11 protein-coding genes are annotated in these 12,970 nt (G+C 70.8%); 5 read left to right on the top strand and 6 right to left on the bottom strand.

Going from position 1 to position 12,970, the window contains the following annotated elements; translation table 11 throughout:
• Positions 1 to 199 precede the first annotated feature (199 nt).
• From KS03_RS12025 to KS03_RS12015, 3 genes are all read left to right on the top strand, one after another.
• Entirely contained in the window at positions 200 to 829 is a 630-nt protein-coding gene (locus tag KS03_RS12025; protein ID WP_012733267.1) for a LysE family translocator, read from the top strand.
• Positions 830 to 1,360: 531 nt separating this feature from the next.
• The gene (locus KS03_RS12020; RefSeq protein ID WP_039201345.1) at positions 1,361 to 2,944 is read left to right on the top strand and encodes a S53 family peptidase; all 1,584 of its coding nucleotides are present in this window, start codon (positions 1,361 to 1,363) and stop codon (positions 2,942 to 2,944) included.
• Positions 2,945 to 3,108: 164 nt separating this feature from the next.
• Positions 3,109 to 4,785 (top strand): S10 family peptidase, encoded by a 1,677-nt coding sequence (locus KS03_RS12015; RefSeq protein WP_012733269.1) that lies wholly within the window; start codon positions 3,109 to 3,111, stop codon positions 4,783 to 4,785.
• 219 nt (positions 4,786 to 5,004) lie between these two features.
• On the opposite strand, the gene KS03_RS12010 is transcribed toward KS03_RS12015, so the two are convergent.
• The 5 genes from KS03_RS12010 to KS03_RS11990 form a co-directional block, all read right to left on the bottom strand.
• Positions 5,005 to 6,177 carry a porin gene (locus KS03_RS12010; RefSeq protein ID WP_012733270.1) on the bottom strand — a complete coding sequence of 391 codons (1,173 nt, stop codon included), beginning with the start codon at positions 6,175 to 6,177 and terminating at the stop codon, positions 5,005 to 5,007.
• A gap of 280 nt (positions 6,178 to 6,457) precedes the next feature.
• Positions 6,458 to 7,081, bottom strand: a complete 624-nt coding sequence (locus KS03_RS12005; protein ID WP_012733271.1) for a LysE family translocator — start codon at positions 7,079 to 7,081, stop codon at positions 6,458 to 6,460.
• Between the two features lie 28 nt (positions 7,082 to 7,109).
• A complete protein-coding gene (gene nadE / locus KS03_RS12000) occupies positions 7,110 to 7,973 on the bottom strand; it encodes an ammonia-dependent NAD(+) synthetase (protein ID WP_012733272.1) in 864 nt (287 codons plus the stop codon).
• Between the two features lie 59 nt (positions 7,974 to 8,032).
• Positions 8,033 to 8,896 (bottom strand): DMT family transporter, encoded by an 864-nt coding sequence (locus tag KS03_RS11995; RefSeq protein WP_012733273.1) that lies wholly within the window; start codon positions 8,894 to 8,896, stop codon positions 8,033 to 8,035.
• A gap of 117 nt (positions 8,897 to 9,013) precedes the next feature.
• On the bottom strand, positions 9,014 to 9,208 hold the full coding sequence (locus tag KS03_RS11990) for a hypothetical protein (RefSeq protein ID WP_012733274.1): 195 nt from the start codon (positions 9,206 to 9,208) through the stop codon (positions 9,014 to 9,016).
• A 210-nt stretch (positions 9,209 to 9,418) separates the two neighbouring features.
• On the opposite strand from KS03_RS11990, the gene KS03_RS11985 reads away from it, so the two are divergent.
• Together KS03_RS11985 and KS03_RS11980 are read left to right on the top strand one after the other, a co-directional pair.
• On the top strand, positions 9,419 to 10,180 hold the full coding sequence (locus tag KS03_RS11985; protein ID WP_012733275.1) for a DeoR/GlpR family DNA-binding transcription regulator: 762 nt from the start codon (positions 9,419 to 9,421) through the stop codon (positions 10,178 to 10,180).
• Positions 10,181 to 10,436: 256 nt separating this feature from the next.
• A complete protein-coding gene (locus tag KS03_RS11980; RefSeq protein WP_012733276.1) occupies positions 10,437 to 12,227 on the top strand; it encodes a phospholipase D-like domain-containing protein in 1,791 nt (596 codons plus the stop codon).
• 38 nt (positions 12,228 to 12,265) lie between these two features.
• Here KS03_RS11980 and KS03_RS11975 read toward each other — a convergent pair whose 3' ends face one another.
• Positions 12,266 to 12,955 carry a TetR/AcrR family transcriptional regulator gene (locus KS03_RS11975; RefSeq protein WP_012733277.1) on the bottom strand — a complete coding sequence of 230 codons (690 nt, stop codon included), beginning with the start codon at positions 12,953 to 12,955 and terminating at the stop codon, positions 12,266 to 12,268.
• Positions 12,956 to 12,970: the final 15 nt, after the last annotated feature.

Below are 12,970 nucleotides of genomic sequence, written 5' to 3'. Positions count from 1 at the left end.
ATCGAAATATAGAGGATTGCCGCTCGTCTTGCCTGATTGCAGTGGGTAGATAGCTCAAAAGCGCTCCGCCGACTTCGGCAATATGAAGCCCGTCGCGCGCCATCCCGCGCGCCGGCCTTGCTGCGGCGGCCGCGCGCGTTTTCAGGCCGCTTCCGAGCCGGCTTTCCCGTCCTTGTGCTTCTTTCGCCCGATTCACGCCATGATTTCGCCTCATCTGCTCGCCCTCTACATCGCGGCGCTCGCCGCCGTCTACGCGCTTCCCGGCCCCGACATGGCGCTGCTGCTGCAGACCAGCATCAATCGCGGCGTGCGCCCCGGCCTCGCGGCGGCCGGCGGCCTCGCGCTCGCGCGGGCCGTTCACGTGACGCTGTCGGCCTGCGGCGTCGCAGCGCTGCTGCGCAACGCGCCGTGGCTCTACGACGTGGTGCGCTACGGCGGCGCGGCCTATCTCGCCTACGTGGCCTGGCAGGTGTTCCGCTCGCCGCCGTTCGCGCTCGCGGGCGAGGCGCTGGCCACGCGCGCCGGCCTGCCGCTGCGCCGGCATTTCACCAAGGGCCTGCTCACCAACCTGCTGAACCCGAAGGCGCTGCTGTTCTGCTCGGTGCTGCTGCCGCAGTTCGTGCGGCCGGCCGCGGGCGCGGTGGGCTGGCAGATGACCGAACTCGGCGTGCTGCTGATCGTGACCGGCGCACTGTTCGATGCCGCCTACGTGATCGGCGCCTCGCGGATCTCGGGCTGGATGCGCGCGCACCCGCTCGCGCAGACGCTGCAACGCTGGACTTTCGCCACCGCGCTGTTCGCGTTCGCCTGCCGGCTGTCGGTCGACTGACGGCGCACCCGGCGGCGGCTTGCGCGGGCGGGCCGCCGCGCGCGTGCTCGAGCCGTTCACGATGCGGCCGGCCGCTCGGCCGACCTGGACGGCGAGCCGCGCAACCCGGCCGGCAACCCGCCGCGGGCGGCCCAAAATCGGTGCAAAAAAATATTTCGCGCGCGCCGCGCAACGAAACGACTGCCCCCCGAGCCGCTCACCGCCTGCCGGGCGCCTGAGGTCCCGCGCGCCGGCCGCCGCGTCCGGCCCGCCGCCGCCCGCGCGCGCTGTCTTTCGGCCGCCGGATCGACGGCCGGCGCGGGCGTCCCATCGCAACGGTTTGTTGCACATGTTGCGTTCCGCAAGCCGAACGCGCCGCGAACTCGCGCGCGCGATCGCCGCCGCTGCTTTACACTCGTTTGGCCGTTTCATTCAGATCGATCGATCCGGCGTCGTTGAGAGCGCGACGCCGGCGGCCCGCCAGCCACGCATCCGGCAGGCCGGATCGGATTTTCCGTAGTCCGTACACGCGGTAACTTGGAGGGTCATAACATGGCAAGGCATCTTCACGCAGGCAGCGAGCCGAAGGTCATCACCGAATCCCAATGCGTCGGCGCCTGCGATCCTGCCGAACGGATACATGTGACGGTGATGCTGCGGCGCGAGGGAGAACAGGCGCTCGACGCCCTGGTCGACCGGCTCGCGAGCGGCGACCCGGCCGCCAAGCCGGTGTCGCGCGAGGATTTCGCCCAGCACTTCGGCTCGCGCGAGGACGACGTCAAGCGCACCGAGGCGTTCGCGCGCCAGCATCACCTGACGGTCGAGCGCGTCGACCCGCTGGAAAGCGTGGTCGTGCTGGCCGGCACCATCGAGCAGTTCGAGCGCGCGTTCGGCGTCAAGCTGCAGCAATACCAGCACCACGCGGTCGGCAAGTTTCGCGCATGCACCGGCGCGATCGCACTGCCCGACGAGCTACACGACGCCGTCACCGCCGTGCTCGGCCTCGACACGCGGCCGCAGGCGCACCCGCATTTCCGCTTCCGCCCGCCGTTCCAGCCTGCCCGCGGCACCGCCGGGACCACCTACACGCCGGTGCAGCTCGCCTCGATCTATGACTTCCCGGCCGGCGACGGCGCCGGCCAGTGCATCGCGCTGATCGAACTGGGCGGCGGCTATCGCACGGCCGACATCAACGGCTACTTCGACCAGCTCGGCCTGCCGCGTCCGACGCTCGTCGACATCAGCGTGGCGGGCGGCAGCAATGCGCCGACCGGCGACCCGAACGGCCCGGACGGCGAGGTCGCGCTCGACATCGAGGTGGCCGGGGCGATCGCGCCCGGCGCCACCATCGCCGTCTATTTCGCGCCGAACAGCGATTCGGGCTTCATCCAGGCCGTGAACCAGGCGATCCACGACACCAAGAACCATCCGTCGGTGGTGTCGATCAGTTGGGGCGGCCCCGAGGCCGGCTGGACCCGGCAGTCGATCCAGGCCTTCAACAACGTGCTGAAGTCGGCCGCCGCGCTCGGCGTGACGATCTGCGCGGCCTCCGGCGACAACGGTTCCGGCGACGGCCTGCAGGACGGCTCGAACCACGTCGATTTTCCGGCGTCGAGCCCCTACGTGCTCGCCTGCGGCGGCACCACGCTCGACGCCCAGGCGGGCCAGGGCATCCGCAGCGAGGTGGTGTGGAACGACGAGGCAGCCGGCGGCGGCGCGGGCGGCGGCGGCGTGAGCGCCGTGTTCGACGCGCCGCCCTATCAGAAGGGGCTCTCGGCGGCGCTGAAGGGCGGCGGCAGCACGCCGCTCACCAAGCGCGGCGTGCCCGACGTGGCCGGCGACGCCTCGCCGACCACCGGCTATCAGATATCGGTGGCCGGCACCACCGCCGTGATGGGCGGTACCAGCGCCGTGGCGCCGCTGTGGGCCGCGCTGATCGCGCGCATCAACGCCGCGGCGGGCAGCCCGGTCGGCTGGGCCAATCCGAAGCTGTACGCGCAGCCCTCGGCATTCCACGACATAACGCGCGGCAACAACGGCGCCTTTGCGGCCGCCGCCGGCTGGGACGCCTGCACGGGCCTCGGCAGCCCCGACGGCAAGCAGATCGCGGCCGTGCTGCAAGGCGCGGCGCACTAGGCGCGCGGCGCGGGCGCCGCCGGCCGGCGCGGGCGCCGCCGCGCGACCCGCGCACGGGCACGGGCACGGGCGAGCGGTGCCGGGCGGAACCGGCGGCTGGTGGGTGGCAGGAGGTTCATGGTGGTTCGTTCAGGCAGGCAAGACCAAATCAAAGGAGCGGTACGATGGGCAACGATTCGGGTTCCTCAGCAAGCGGCGAGACGTTTCCGCTGCATCATGGCGCACACAATTCGCAGGGGGTGCCGCCGACCGTCAATCCGGTGGCGCTCGCGCGCGGCCGCGACGAGCCGTTCTTCGACCCGGTCGCCTACGGCAACGGCCCCGACGATTCGGTCAGCGACACCACGGAGAGCGCCGCCGTCACGCATCACACCGCCGTCATCGGCGGCAAGCGGATCGCCTACACGGCCAGCGCCGGCCATCTCGTGACGGTGGACGCGAGCAGCTCGCAGCCGAACGCGAAGCTGTTCTACGTGGCCTTCACGCAGGACGGGCAGAAGGAGGAGACGCGCCCCGTCACGTTCTTCTACAACGGCGGGCCGGGCTCGTCGTCGGTGTTCGTGCTGCTCGGCTCGTTCGCGCCGCGCCGGATTCGCACCTCGATGCCGAGCTTCACGCCGCCCGCCCCCTATCAGATGGAGGACAACCCGGACAGCCTGCTCGACAAGAGCGACCTGGTGTTCGTGAATCCGGTGGGCACCGGTTACTCGGCCGCGGTGGCGCCGTTCAAGAACCGCAACTTCTGGGGCGTGGACGAGGACGCCGACTCGCTCAAGCAGTTCATCAAGCGCTACCTGACGAAGAACAACCGCTGGAATTCGCCGAAATACCTGTACGGCGAGTCCTACGGCACGGCGCGCAGCTGCGTGCTGGCCTACAAGCTGCACGAGGACGGCGTGGACCTGAACGGCATCACGCTGCAGTCGTCGATCCTCGACTACCGGCAGGCCGGCAATCCGGTGGGCGTGCTGCCGACCGCGGCGGCCGATGCCTGGTATCACAAGCGGCTCGGCGTGATGCCCACGCCGACCGATCTCGGCGCGTTCAGCGAGGAAGTCGCGCAGTTCGCGCGCACCGACTATCTCGACGCGCTGCGCAAGTTCCCCCAGACCGACGCGGCGGTGGTGCAGAAGCTGTCCGATTACACCGGCATCGACACCACCACGCTGCTGTCGTGGAGCCTCGACGTGGCCAGCTACGACGCGCGCGGCAACTCGGTGTTCCTGACCACGCTGCTGCGCGCGCGCGGGCTCTCGCTCGGCTCGTACGACGGCCGCGTCACGGCGATCTCGAGCGGTATCGCCGGCAATATCGATCCGAACTCGGGCGGCAACGATCCGACCATGACGGCCGTGTCGGGCGTCTACACGGCGATGTGGAATTCGTATCTGAACGAGCAGCTGAAATACACCTCGAACTCGGCATTCACCGACCTCAACGACCAGGCCTTCGCGAACTGGGACTTCAAGCACACGGACCCGACCGGCAAGGAGGTGGGCCTCGACGCGAAGGGCAACGTGATCCTCTACACGGCGGGCGACCTGGCCGCCGTGATGGCGCTCAACCCCGACCTGAAGGTGCTGTCGGCCAACGGCTTCTACGATTTCGTCACGCCGTTCTACCAGACCGTGCTCGATCTGCAGCAGATGCCGCTGGAGGACGCGAAGGTGCGCAAGAACCTGTCGGCGCGCTTCTATCCGTCGGGGCACATGGTCTATCTCGACGGCGGCTCGCGCACCGCGCTCAAGCGCGACGTCGCGGCGCTCTACGAGCGGACCGTGGCCGATACCGGCGCGGTGATGCGGATTCGCGCGCTGCAGGCGAAGAAGCGGGGCGGTTGAGCGCGGCGCGCGAAAGCCGCAACGCCCGGCCCGGTGAACCGCACCCCGAAGCTCGGACATCGATCCCGCGTTCGGGGTGTCCGACATGGCGGGGCGGCCTCCGGCGCGCCTCTAGGCGGGCGCGCGCCGCTTCGCCGGCAAGGCCGTTGCGACGCGCACGCGGCATGAGCGTGCCGGAGCGTCGGGGCCGCCCGCCGCAGAGGCGGCGCCTCCCGTGCCTTAGAACCGGTGCATCATCCCGAGCCGCACCACCGTCTGGTTGACGCCCGACGAAGGCCCTGCGGACGCGTCGATGATCTGCGCATCGTCGAAGCCGGTGCCGGTGTGCGCGCTGACGGCGTGCTGGTAGGCGGTCTGGAGGTAGAGCGAGGTGCGCTTGCTCAGATCGTAGTCGAGCATCAGCGCGAGCTGGTGGTACTTCGGCGCGTAGTCGCCCTGCTGCGAGTGCAGGTGCGCGATCGTGAACGTGTACGACGCGCCGAGCCAGAACGCCGAGTTGAAGTAGTACTGCGAATTGAACTCGAGGTTGTCGAACTTCCAGGCGTTCCAGGCCGCGCCGTTCGACGGCGTGCCGTTGGCGAGCCAGGCGCTGCTGGTCGGATCGTAGACGTCGACGTGCGAGTACGCGGCCGCCACCTGCACCTTCGTGAAGCGATAGGACAGCGCCGCGCCGATGTTTTGCTGCGAGGTGCCGTCGAACAGGTCGCCCGCCGTGACCGCGCCGCCCGCCGTCGCGCCCTGGTTGTTCATGCGCAGGTACGAAGCCGCCGCCGTCAGGCCGCCCTGCTGGTAGTTGACGGTGGCGCCCCACAGGCGGTTGTTCGAGAAGCCGGCCTGGTTCGAGAAGCCGTACATCGCCTCCACGGTCAGCCCGTTCCAGGTCGGGCTCACGTACTTGATCGAGTTGTTGACGCGGAAATCCCAGTCCTCGTTGTTGTTGTCGAACGGCACGGTGGCGATGTCGCCGGCCCAGTTGCCCGCGGCGGTCAGCGACGCGAAGCCGAGCGGATCGACGGTGATGTCGTACTGGCGGCCGAGCGTGACGGTGCCGTAGCGGTCGCTCGCGAGCCCGACGTAGGCCTGCCGGCCGAATTCGCCGCCGTCCTGGCCGAGCCTGCCGGTGTCGAGGTTGAAGCCGTTCTCGAGCAGGAACACCGCATGATTGCCGCCGCCCAGGTCCTCGTTGCCCTTCAGCCCCCAGCGGCTGCCCGCGGTGTCGCCGCTGGCAAGCTGGTAGGCCGAGTGGCCGCCGGCGTTGCTCGTGAAGTTCAGGCCTTCGTCGATCAGGCCGTAGAGCGTGACGCTCGACTGCGCGTGCGCGGCACCGGCGAACAGCGCAGAGACGGCGGCGGCGATGCCGAGCGCGGCGTGCCGCCGCGAGGTGGTCTTCATGTTTTTCCCTTCCTGAAGGTGGTCGTGATGGGGCCGTCACGCGACGGATGACGCAGTGTAGGGAGAGGAAAAAACGTGTCGGAATGGAACCGTGAAATTCAGAGTTCCGGCCTTCGCAAGAGCGCGCGGCGCGCCCGGTGGCGCGCGATTCGAGCAGATCGCGAAACGGCCGGCGCGGGTGTTTCGTTGTATTTGTGTTTCGCGGCGCTTGACGGCCGGATTTTTCTTCGCGCGGGCGGGGCGCCCGGCGGCGCGCCCCCCACCTTGGGGCGCGCGTGCCTCAGCGCACCAGCTGGCGCACGCCGAGCGCGATGATCACGCCGCCGCAGGCGCGATCGATCCAGGCCTTGCCGCGCCGGTAGGCGCCGGCCACCTCCGGATGCGAGAGCACCAGCGCGACGCAGCCGTACCACGACGACGACACCACCAGCACCACCGACAGCATCGCGCCGAAGGTCGGCCACGCGACGTGCGCGGGCGTGGCCGAGGCGAACACGGCCGCGAAGAACGCCATCGATTTCGGGTTGGCGATATTGGTGGCCACGCCCTGCATGTAGGCGCGGCGGTGGTTCGCGTCGGTGGCGCCGGCGGCCGGCGACACCGACGGCGCGGCCTTCGCCTTGACGATCAGCCGCGAGCCGAACCAGACCAGGTAGCCGGCGCCGGCCAGCTTCACCACCAGCGCGATCCACGGGAACGCGGTGAACACGATGCCGACGCCGAGGATCGCGCAGCTCGCCCAGAACAGGTTGACCGAGACGATTCCGCCCACCAGCGCGAGCGCGGCCGGGCGCGTGGACGAGGCGGCCTTGTGCGCGACCGCGACGAAGTTCGGGCCGGGCGCGACCACGCCGACCACGTAGACGGACAACACGGCGACGATGGCCTGCCAGTCGATCAGCATGACGGCGCCTCCCCGAGCGGCGCGGTGCTCATACCACGCCGCCTGGCTGATGCGGCCAGTCGAACGGCGTGTAGGGCAGCGCGCGCTTGTGGCGCGTCATCTCGTAGAAGCGCAGCACGGTTTCGTAGACGTGATCGTCCACCGGCTTGCCTTCGAGGAAATCGTCGATCTGATCGTAGGTCACGCCGTAGGCGGTCTCGTCGGGCAGCAGCGGACGCAGCGCCTCGAGGTCGGCGGTCGGCACCTTCATGACGAGCGCTTCGGCGCCGCCCAGGTGGCGCGCCACCGCGCGCACGCGGCGCTTGGTCAGGCCGGCGAGCGGCAGGAGGTCGGCGCCGCCGTCGCCGAACTTGGTGAAGAAGCCCATCACCGATTCGGCCGCGTGATCGGTGCCGATCACGATGCCGCGGCGCGCGCCGGCCACCGCGTACTGCGCGATCATCCGCTCGCGCGCCTTGACGTTGCCGTGGACGAAATCCTGCTGGGCCTCGTCGCGAAACCTCTGGCCGGCGGCCACCAGGGCGCCGAGCATGGCGTCGGCGGCGGGCTTGACGTCGATCGTCAGGTTCTCGTCGGCGGCCACGAAGGCCAGCGCGCGCTGCGCGTCTTCCTCGTCGCGCTGCACGCCGTAGGGCAGCCGCACGGCGATGAAGCGCGCATCGTAGCCGCTCGCGCGCAGCCGCTCGACGGCCAGTTGCGCGAGCCGGCCGGCGGTCGACGAATCGACCCCGCCGCTGATGCCGAGCACGTAGGTGGCCAGGCCGGTCGAGCGCAGATAGTCGGCCAGGAAGGCGACGCGGCGCTCGGCCTCGGCGGCGGCGTCGAAGCTCGGTGCCACCAGCAGTTCGGCGGCGATCGCGCGTTGCCGCGCGGCGTAGTCGGGACGGGTCATCTCGGGTTGCTCCGGAACGGGTCAGGTCAGATCGGGCATCATAAGCGCAAACGCGCGGCTCAGCGCGCCCGCGCCAGCACGACCCCGGCCAGCGCCAGCGCGAAGCCGGCCAGTTGCGGCGCGCCGAGCGTCTCGCCGAACAGCAGGTAGCCCTGCAGCGCGGCCAGCGGCGGCGCGAGGAACATCAACGAGGTGGCGCGCGCGGCGCCGCCGCGGCGCAGCAGCCAGACCAGCAGCACGATCGCGCCGCCCGAGAGCATCGTCACGCCCCAGGCCAGCGAGAACCACAGCGTGGGCGAGGCGATCCAGCGCGTCTCGCCGAGCGCGAGCGCGAAGCCGGCCGCCACCGCCGCGGCGCCGGCATTCTGCACGGCCACGGTGGTGCGCAGGTCGGTCCTCGCGACGGCGGTTTTCTGGTAGAGCGAGCCGGCCGTGATCGAGGCGATCGCCAGCAGCGCGACGAGCACCGTGAAGGCCGACAGCCCCGCCGCCGCCGCCGGCGCGGCCAGCTTCGGCGCGAGCACCAGCGCGACGCCGGCCAGGCCGAGCGCCATGCCGGCCCAGCCGCGCGCGGGCAGCCGCTCGCCGAACAGCGGCACCGCCAGCGCGGCGGTGGCGAGCGGCTGCAGCGCGCCCAGCAGCGCCATCACGCCGGCCGGCAGGCCCTGCGCGACGGCCCAGTAGCTCGCGCCGAGATAGCAGCCCTGCAGCAGCGCGCCCGCCAGCAGATGGCGGCCCCACTCGCGGCCGGCCGGCCAGCGCGCGCGCGTGGCCAGTGCGATCGCGCCGAACAGCAGCGCGGTGCCGCCGAAGCGGGCCAGCAGGTAGAGATTGGGATCGGCGTAGGGGGGGATCGCGCGGGCGACCACGAAGCCGGTGGACCAGAGCGCGACGAACGCGGCGGCGGCGAGCAGGGCGGGCATGCGGGACAGGCCGCGACGGCGGCGAAACGGCAATGCGCGCAGTATCGGGGCGGCGTGGCCGCGCGTCTTGTCAAAACCTGCACTCGCCGGCGCCGGTGCAGCGGCGCCCCGTCCGCTTCAGCCCAGCACGAAGGTCTCGCGCGAGGCCACCGCCGCGAAGCGGCCGGCCGCCTCGTCGAGCCGCGCGGCCAGTTGCGCGTGCAACCGGCGCGCCTCCTCGAGCGTCAGGTCGATCCAGTACGGGTCGCCGGCGCCGTCGTTGAGACGGCTGGCGGAAAAGCGGATTTCGAGGGCGGTGCTGGCTTCGGACATCGCGGGGCTCCACGGCTGCGGTTGCTGACGAGCCGCGAGTGTAGCAACGGCGCGGCGTGCGATTGAGGCCGGCGCGCGCAACAGATCATTACGCGCATGGCCGCCGGGCGCGGGCAGGGCGGCGCCGGCCCTTGCCGAATGCTCGCGGCGCTGTCAAGTCGCCGTACTACAATAGGCCGCCCGTGCCTTCGACGCACTTCGGATCGCTTCATGCTCGCAGAACAACGCCACCAGTACATCCTGTCTGAACTGTCCCGCTCGGGCGCGCTGTCGGTCGCCGAACTGGTGCGCACGCTCGGCGTGTCGCGCGAAACCGTCCGGCGCGACCTGAACGCGCTCGCCACGCGCGGGCTGGTCGTCACCACCCACGGCGGCGCGCTGGCCGCCGATCGCCGCGAGCCGAGCCTGTCCGAGCGCGAGGCCGCCAACGCCGACGCCAAGCAGTCGATCGGCCGGCGCGCGGCCGACCTGGTGCCCGACGGCGCGTCGCTGCTGCTCGATTCGGGCAGCACGACCCATGCCGTCGCGTTGGCGCTGACGGATCGCCACCGTCTGACCGTCTACACCAACGACTGGCGCATCGCGTTCGCGCTCGCGCGCCGCAACGAGAACCGCGTGACGCTGCTGGGCGGCGAGCTGTCCGACGACGAGGATGCCACGTTCGGCCTCGACACGATCCAGCAGCTGGCCCAATACCACGTCGATTTCGCGTTCGTGGGCGCCGGCGGCGTGACGCAGGACGGCGACCTGACCGACTACACGCGGATCGCCGCCGAGGTGCGCAGCCGGATGCTGGCGTCGGCCGCGACGGCGGTGGTGGTGGCCGACCACTCGAAGTTCGGCCGCGTCACGCCGGTGCGCATCAACGGCATCGAGCACACGCGCTACCTCGTCACCGACCGCATGCCCGAGAAGACCGTGCGCCGCGCCGTGGCCTCGCGCGGGATCGAGCTGATCGTCTGCGAGGCCTGAGCCGCCCGGGCCGGACAGGCGGCCGGCGCGCGCCCGGCGGCGGGCAGGCAGGCGGGCAGGCAGGCGGGCAGGCAGGCGGGCAGGCAGGCGGGCAGGCAGGCGGGCGGGCGGGCGGGCAGGCAGGCGGGCAGGGCGGCCGCGCCCCGGATCGCGGCGGGCCTTCATGCCGCCGACACGAAATCGTCACGCCGGTGTCATTGCGCTGGCAAGCGCGCCGCCGACACTGGACGCTCCACCCGAGCCGAGGAGCGAGCCGATGTCCGTCACCGTGCGCAGTTACCTGTCACCGACCCTGGTCCTGCTGGCGTTCGACTGGCCGCCGGCGGCGAGCCGAGACGATTTCCTCGGCTTCGCGATCCGCCGCACGCCGGGCTTCCACGGCGCCGACGGCAAGACGCGCGCGGCCAGCAGCTGGCTGCCGAACCGGCTGAGCTTCGACGGCCCGGTGGCCGACCCGCAGCGCGACGCGCCCACCGATCAGGCGCCGATCCAGAAGTTCATGTGGTGGGACGCGCGCATCGATCCGCCCGATCGCGGCCAGTCGTTTCGCTACGACGTGTTCCCGGTGGTGGGCCACCCCGACGCGCTCGAGCTGCTCGATGCCGAGGCCGGCCATTGCGCGCTGACGCTGCCCGATCACGTGGTGGACGGCGTGGGCACCTGGTTCAACCGCGCCGTGGTCAGCTCGCAGGCGTTCGCGCGACAGGTGGCGGCGCTCGGCATCGGCGAGCACGACACGCCGACCGACGCACAGGCGCTCGCGCTGCGCACCTGGCTCGCCAACGATCTGCAGCAGGTGTTCGACCTGATGCTCGGGCCGGCCACGCGCGCGGTGTCGGCCGTCTACCATCTGACCGACACGCGGTGGGCGCTGCCGGCCTTCGAGGCGTTCGGCAGGCGGCACGGCGCCGCTGCGCTGGCGATCGTCTACGACTCGCACGAGATCGAGCGCACCGGCAAGCCGCCGCTGCCCTCGCCGAACCAGCCGGCGGTGGACGCGCTGCGGGGCCTCGCCACGCTCGCGCCGCGCGACCGCACGCGGATCATGCACGACAAGTTCATCGTGACCGACGGCCGCGCCGCCGGTCCGCATCCGGCCGTGCTGCTGACGGGTTCGGCGAACTTCACGACCGAGGGCCTCACCGAGCAGGCGAACGTGCTGCACAGCTTCGACTCGGCGATCCTCGCGGGACTCTACAACGAGCGCGCCCGCGCGCTGGCCGCGAACCCGTCGATCGCCGATACCGCGAAGCTCGCGAGCGGCTGGTCGGCACCGGCGCAGGTCGGCAGCGCCAGCGTGCGCGTGGCGTTCTCGCCCGAGCCCGGCAAGACGCGCATCGAGATCGACACGATCGTCGCGGCGATCCGGGCGGCCCGGCATTCGGTGGTGTTCTGCCTGTTCATGCCGACCGACGCCGAGTTGCGCGAGGCCTGCTTCGCGGCCGGCGACGCCGGGCGCATGATGTTCGGGCTGGTGAACCGGATCAGCGTGAAGGGGGCCGAGCAGGCCGACGCGGCCCAGCGCGACGGCAAGCCGATCGGCACCATGCAGCTGGCGAACCTCGAGCTCTATCACCGCAGCCGCGACCACCGCGATCTGATCGATGCCGAGTACTTCTCGCCGGCCACCGTGCCCGAGGGCTTCGAGCCCGAGCTGCGCCTGTTTCCGGGCGAGCCCGCGCCGGCCTATCCGCCCGTCGTGATCCACCACAAGTTCATCGTGATCGATGCGGAAGGCGAGAACCCGATCGTCTACACGGGCTCGGCGAACATGAGCGCGAATTCCGAGCACTACAACGACGAGAACCTGCTCGAGATCCGCGACCGGCGCGTCGCCGGCACCTATCTCGCCGAGTTCCTGCGGCTCTACGAGCACTATCGCGCGCGAGCGCTGGCGATCGGGGCCGCGCGCGGCGGCAAGCTGCATGCCGACGCGCATCCGACGCTTGCGCTGCAGCCCGATTCGCGCTGGACGAAGAAGTATTTCGTGGCGGGCAGCCCCGAGGAGAAGGCGCGCATCGCGCTGGCGGCGCCGCCGCCGGGCTGAGCCGAGGGTGCGGGACGGGGTCCCGCGCCCGGTGCCGTTCAGCGCGCGATGTAGCCGAGCACGCTGTCGGCGATCATGGTCCGGTGGCGCACGCGCAGCCGCGGCGCCGACGGATCGCGGCCGAACGCGGCACCGAACGTGTAGCGGTTGGACACGCGGTGGAAACAGAACGAGCTGATCATCAGGTGCAGGTCGAACGCGTCGATGCCGGTGCGGAATTCGCCGGCCTCGGCGCCGCGCACGAGCAGGTCCTCGATCGTCTTGATGATGCTGAGGTTGCGGTTCTTGAACGACTTCAGCTGTTCGAGGTATTTCGCGCCGTGGATGTTCTCGATCGAGACGAGGCGCACGAAGTCGCGATGCTTGTCGTGGTAGTCGAAGGTGAATTCGACGAGGCGGCGCATGCCCTCGGTGGGCGTCAGCTCGCCGATGTTGAGCTCGAGCTCGAGCGTGCGGATGTCGCCGTAGACCTTCTCCAGCACCGCCTCGTACAGCCCTTCCTTGCTGTCGAAGTAGTAATAGAGCATCCGCTTGGTGGTGTTGGTGCGCTCGGCGATCGCGTCGACGCGCGCGCCCGCGAGGCCCATCGCGGAAAACTCCTGGGTCGCGACCTCCAGGATGTTGCGCTTGGTCTGCTCCGGGTCGTACTTGCGGCGTGATTCGTCGCGGCGGCTGCCTCGGGCCGGCGTCGCGCCGTCGGGCGCATCGGCGTTGCTACCTTGTTTCATGGGGTCATGTCGGCG

The sequence above is a fragment of the Burkholderia glumae LMG 2196 = ATCC 33617 genome, from assembly GCF_000960995.1.
Taxonomy (GTDB): domain Bacteria; phylum Pseudomonadota; class Gammaproteobacteria; order Burkholderiales; family Burkholderiaceae; genus Burkholderia; species Burkholderia glumae.
The sequence above is the reverse complement of the archived record's forward strand: the minus strand, read 5'-3'. Positions and strand labels throughout refer to the sequence as shown.

Excerpts from the sequence above, each read along its gene's own strand:
- KS03_RS12025 (WP_012733267.1), top strand. The coding sequence starts at position 200 with ATGATTTCGCCTCATCTGCTCGCCCTCTACATCGCGGCGCTCGCCGCC.
- KS03_RS12020 (WP_039201345.1), top strand. The coding sequence starts at position 1,361 with ATGGCAAGGCATCTTCACGCAGGCAGCGAGCCGAAGGTCATCACCGAA.
- KS03_RS12015 (WP_012733269.1), top strand. The coding sequence starts at position 3,109 with ATGGGCAACGATTCGGGTTCCTCAGCAAGCGGCGAGACGTTTCCGCTG.
- KS03_RS12010 (WP_012733270.1), bottom strand. The coding sequence starts at position 6,177 with ATGAAGACCACCTCGCGGCGGCACGCCGCGCTCGGCATCGCCGCCGCC.
- KS03_RS12005 (WP_012733271.1), bottom strand. The coding sequence starts at position 7,081 with ATGCTGATCGACTGGCAGGCCATCGTCGCCGTGTTGTCCGTCTACGTG.
- nadE (WP_012733272.1), bottom strand. The coding sequence starts at position 7,973 with ATGACCCGTCCCGACTACGCCGCGCGGCAACGCGCGATCGCCGCCGAA.
- KS03_RS11995 (WP_012733273.1), bottom strand. The coding sequence starts at position 8,896 with ATGCCCGCCCTGCTCGCCGCCGCCGCGTTCGTCGCGCTCTGGTCCACC.
- KS03_RS11990 (WP_012733274.1), bottom strand. The coding sequence starts at position 9,208 with ATGTCCGAAGCCAGCACCGCCCTCGAAATCCGCTTTTCCGCCAGCCGT.
- KS03_RS11985 (WP_012733275.1), top strand. The coding sequence starts at position 9,419 with ATGCTCGCAGAACAACGCCACCAGTACATCCTGTCTGAACTGTCCCGC.
- KS03_RS11980 (WP_012733276.1), top strand. The coding sequence starts at position 10,437 with ATGTCCGTCACCGTGCGCAGTTACCTGTCACCGACCCTGGTCCTGCTG.
- KS03_RS11975 (WP_012733277.1), bottom strand. The coding sequence starts at position 12,955 with ATGAAACAAGGTAGCAACGCCGATGCGCCCGACGGCGCGACGCCGGCC.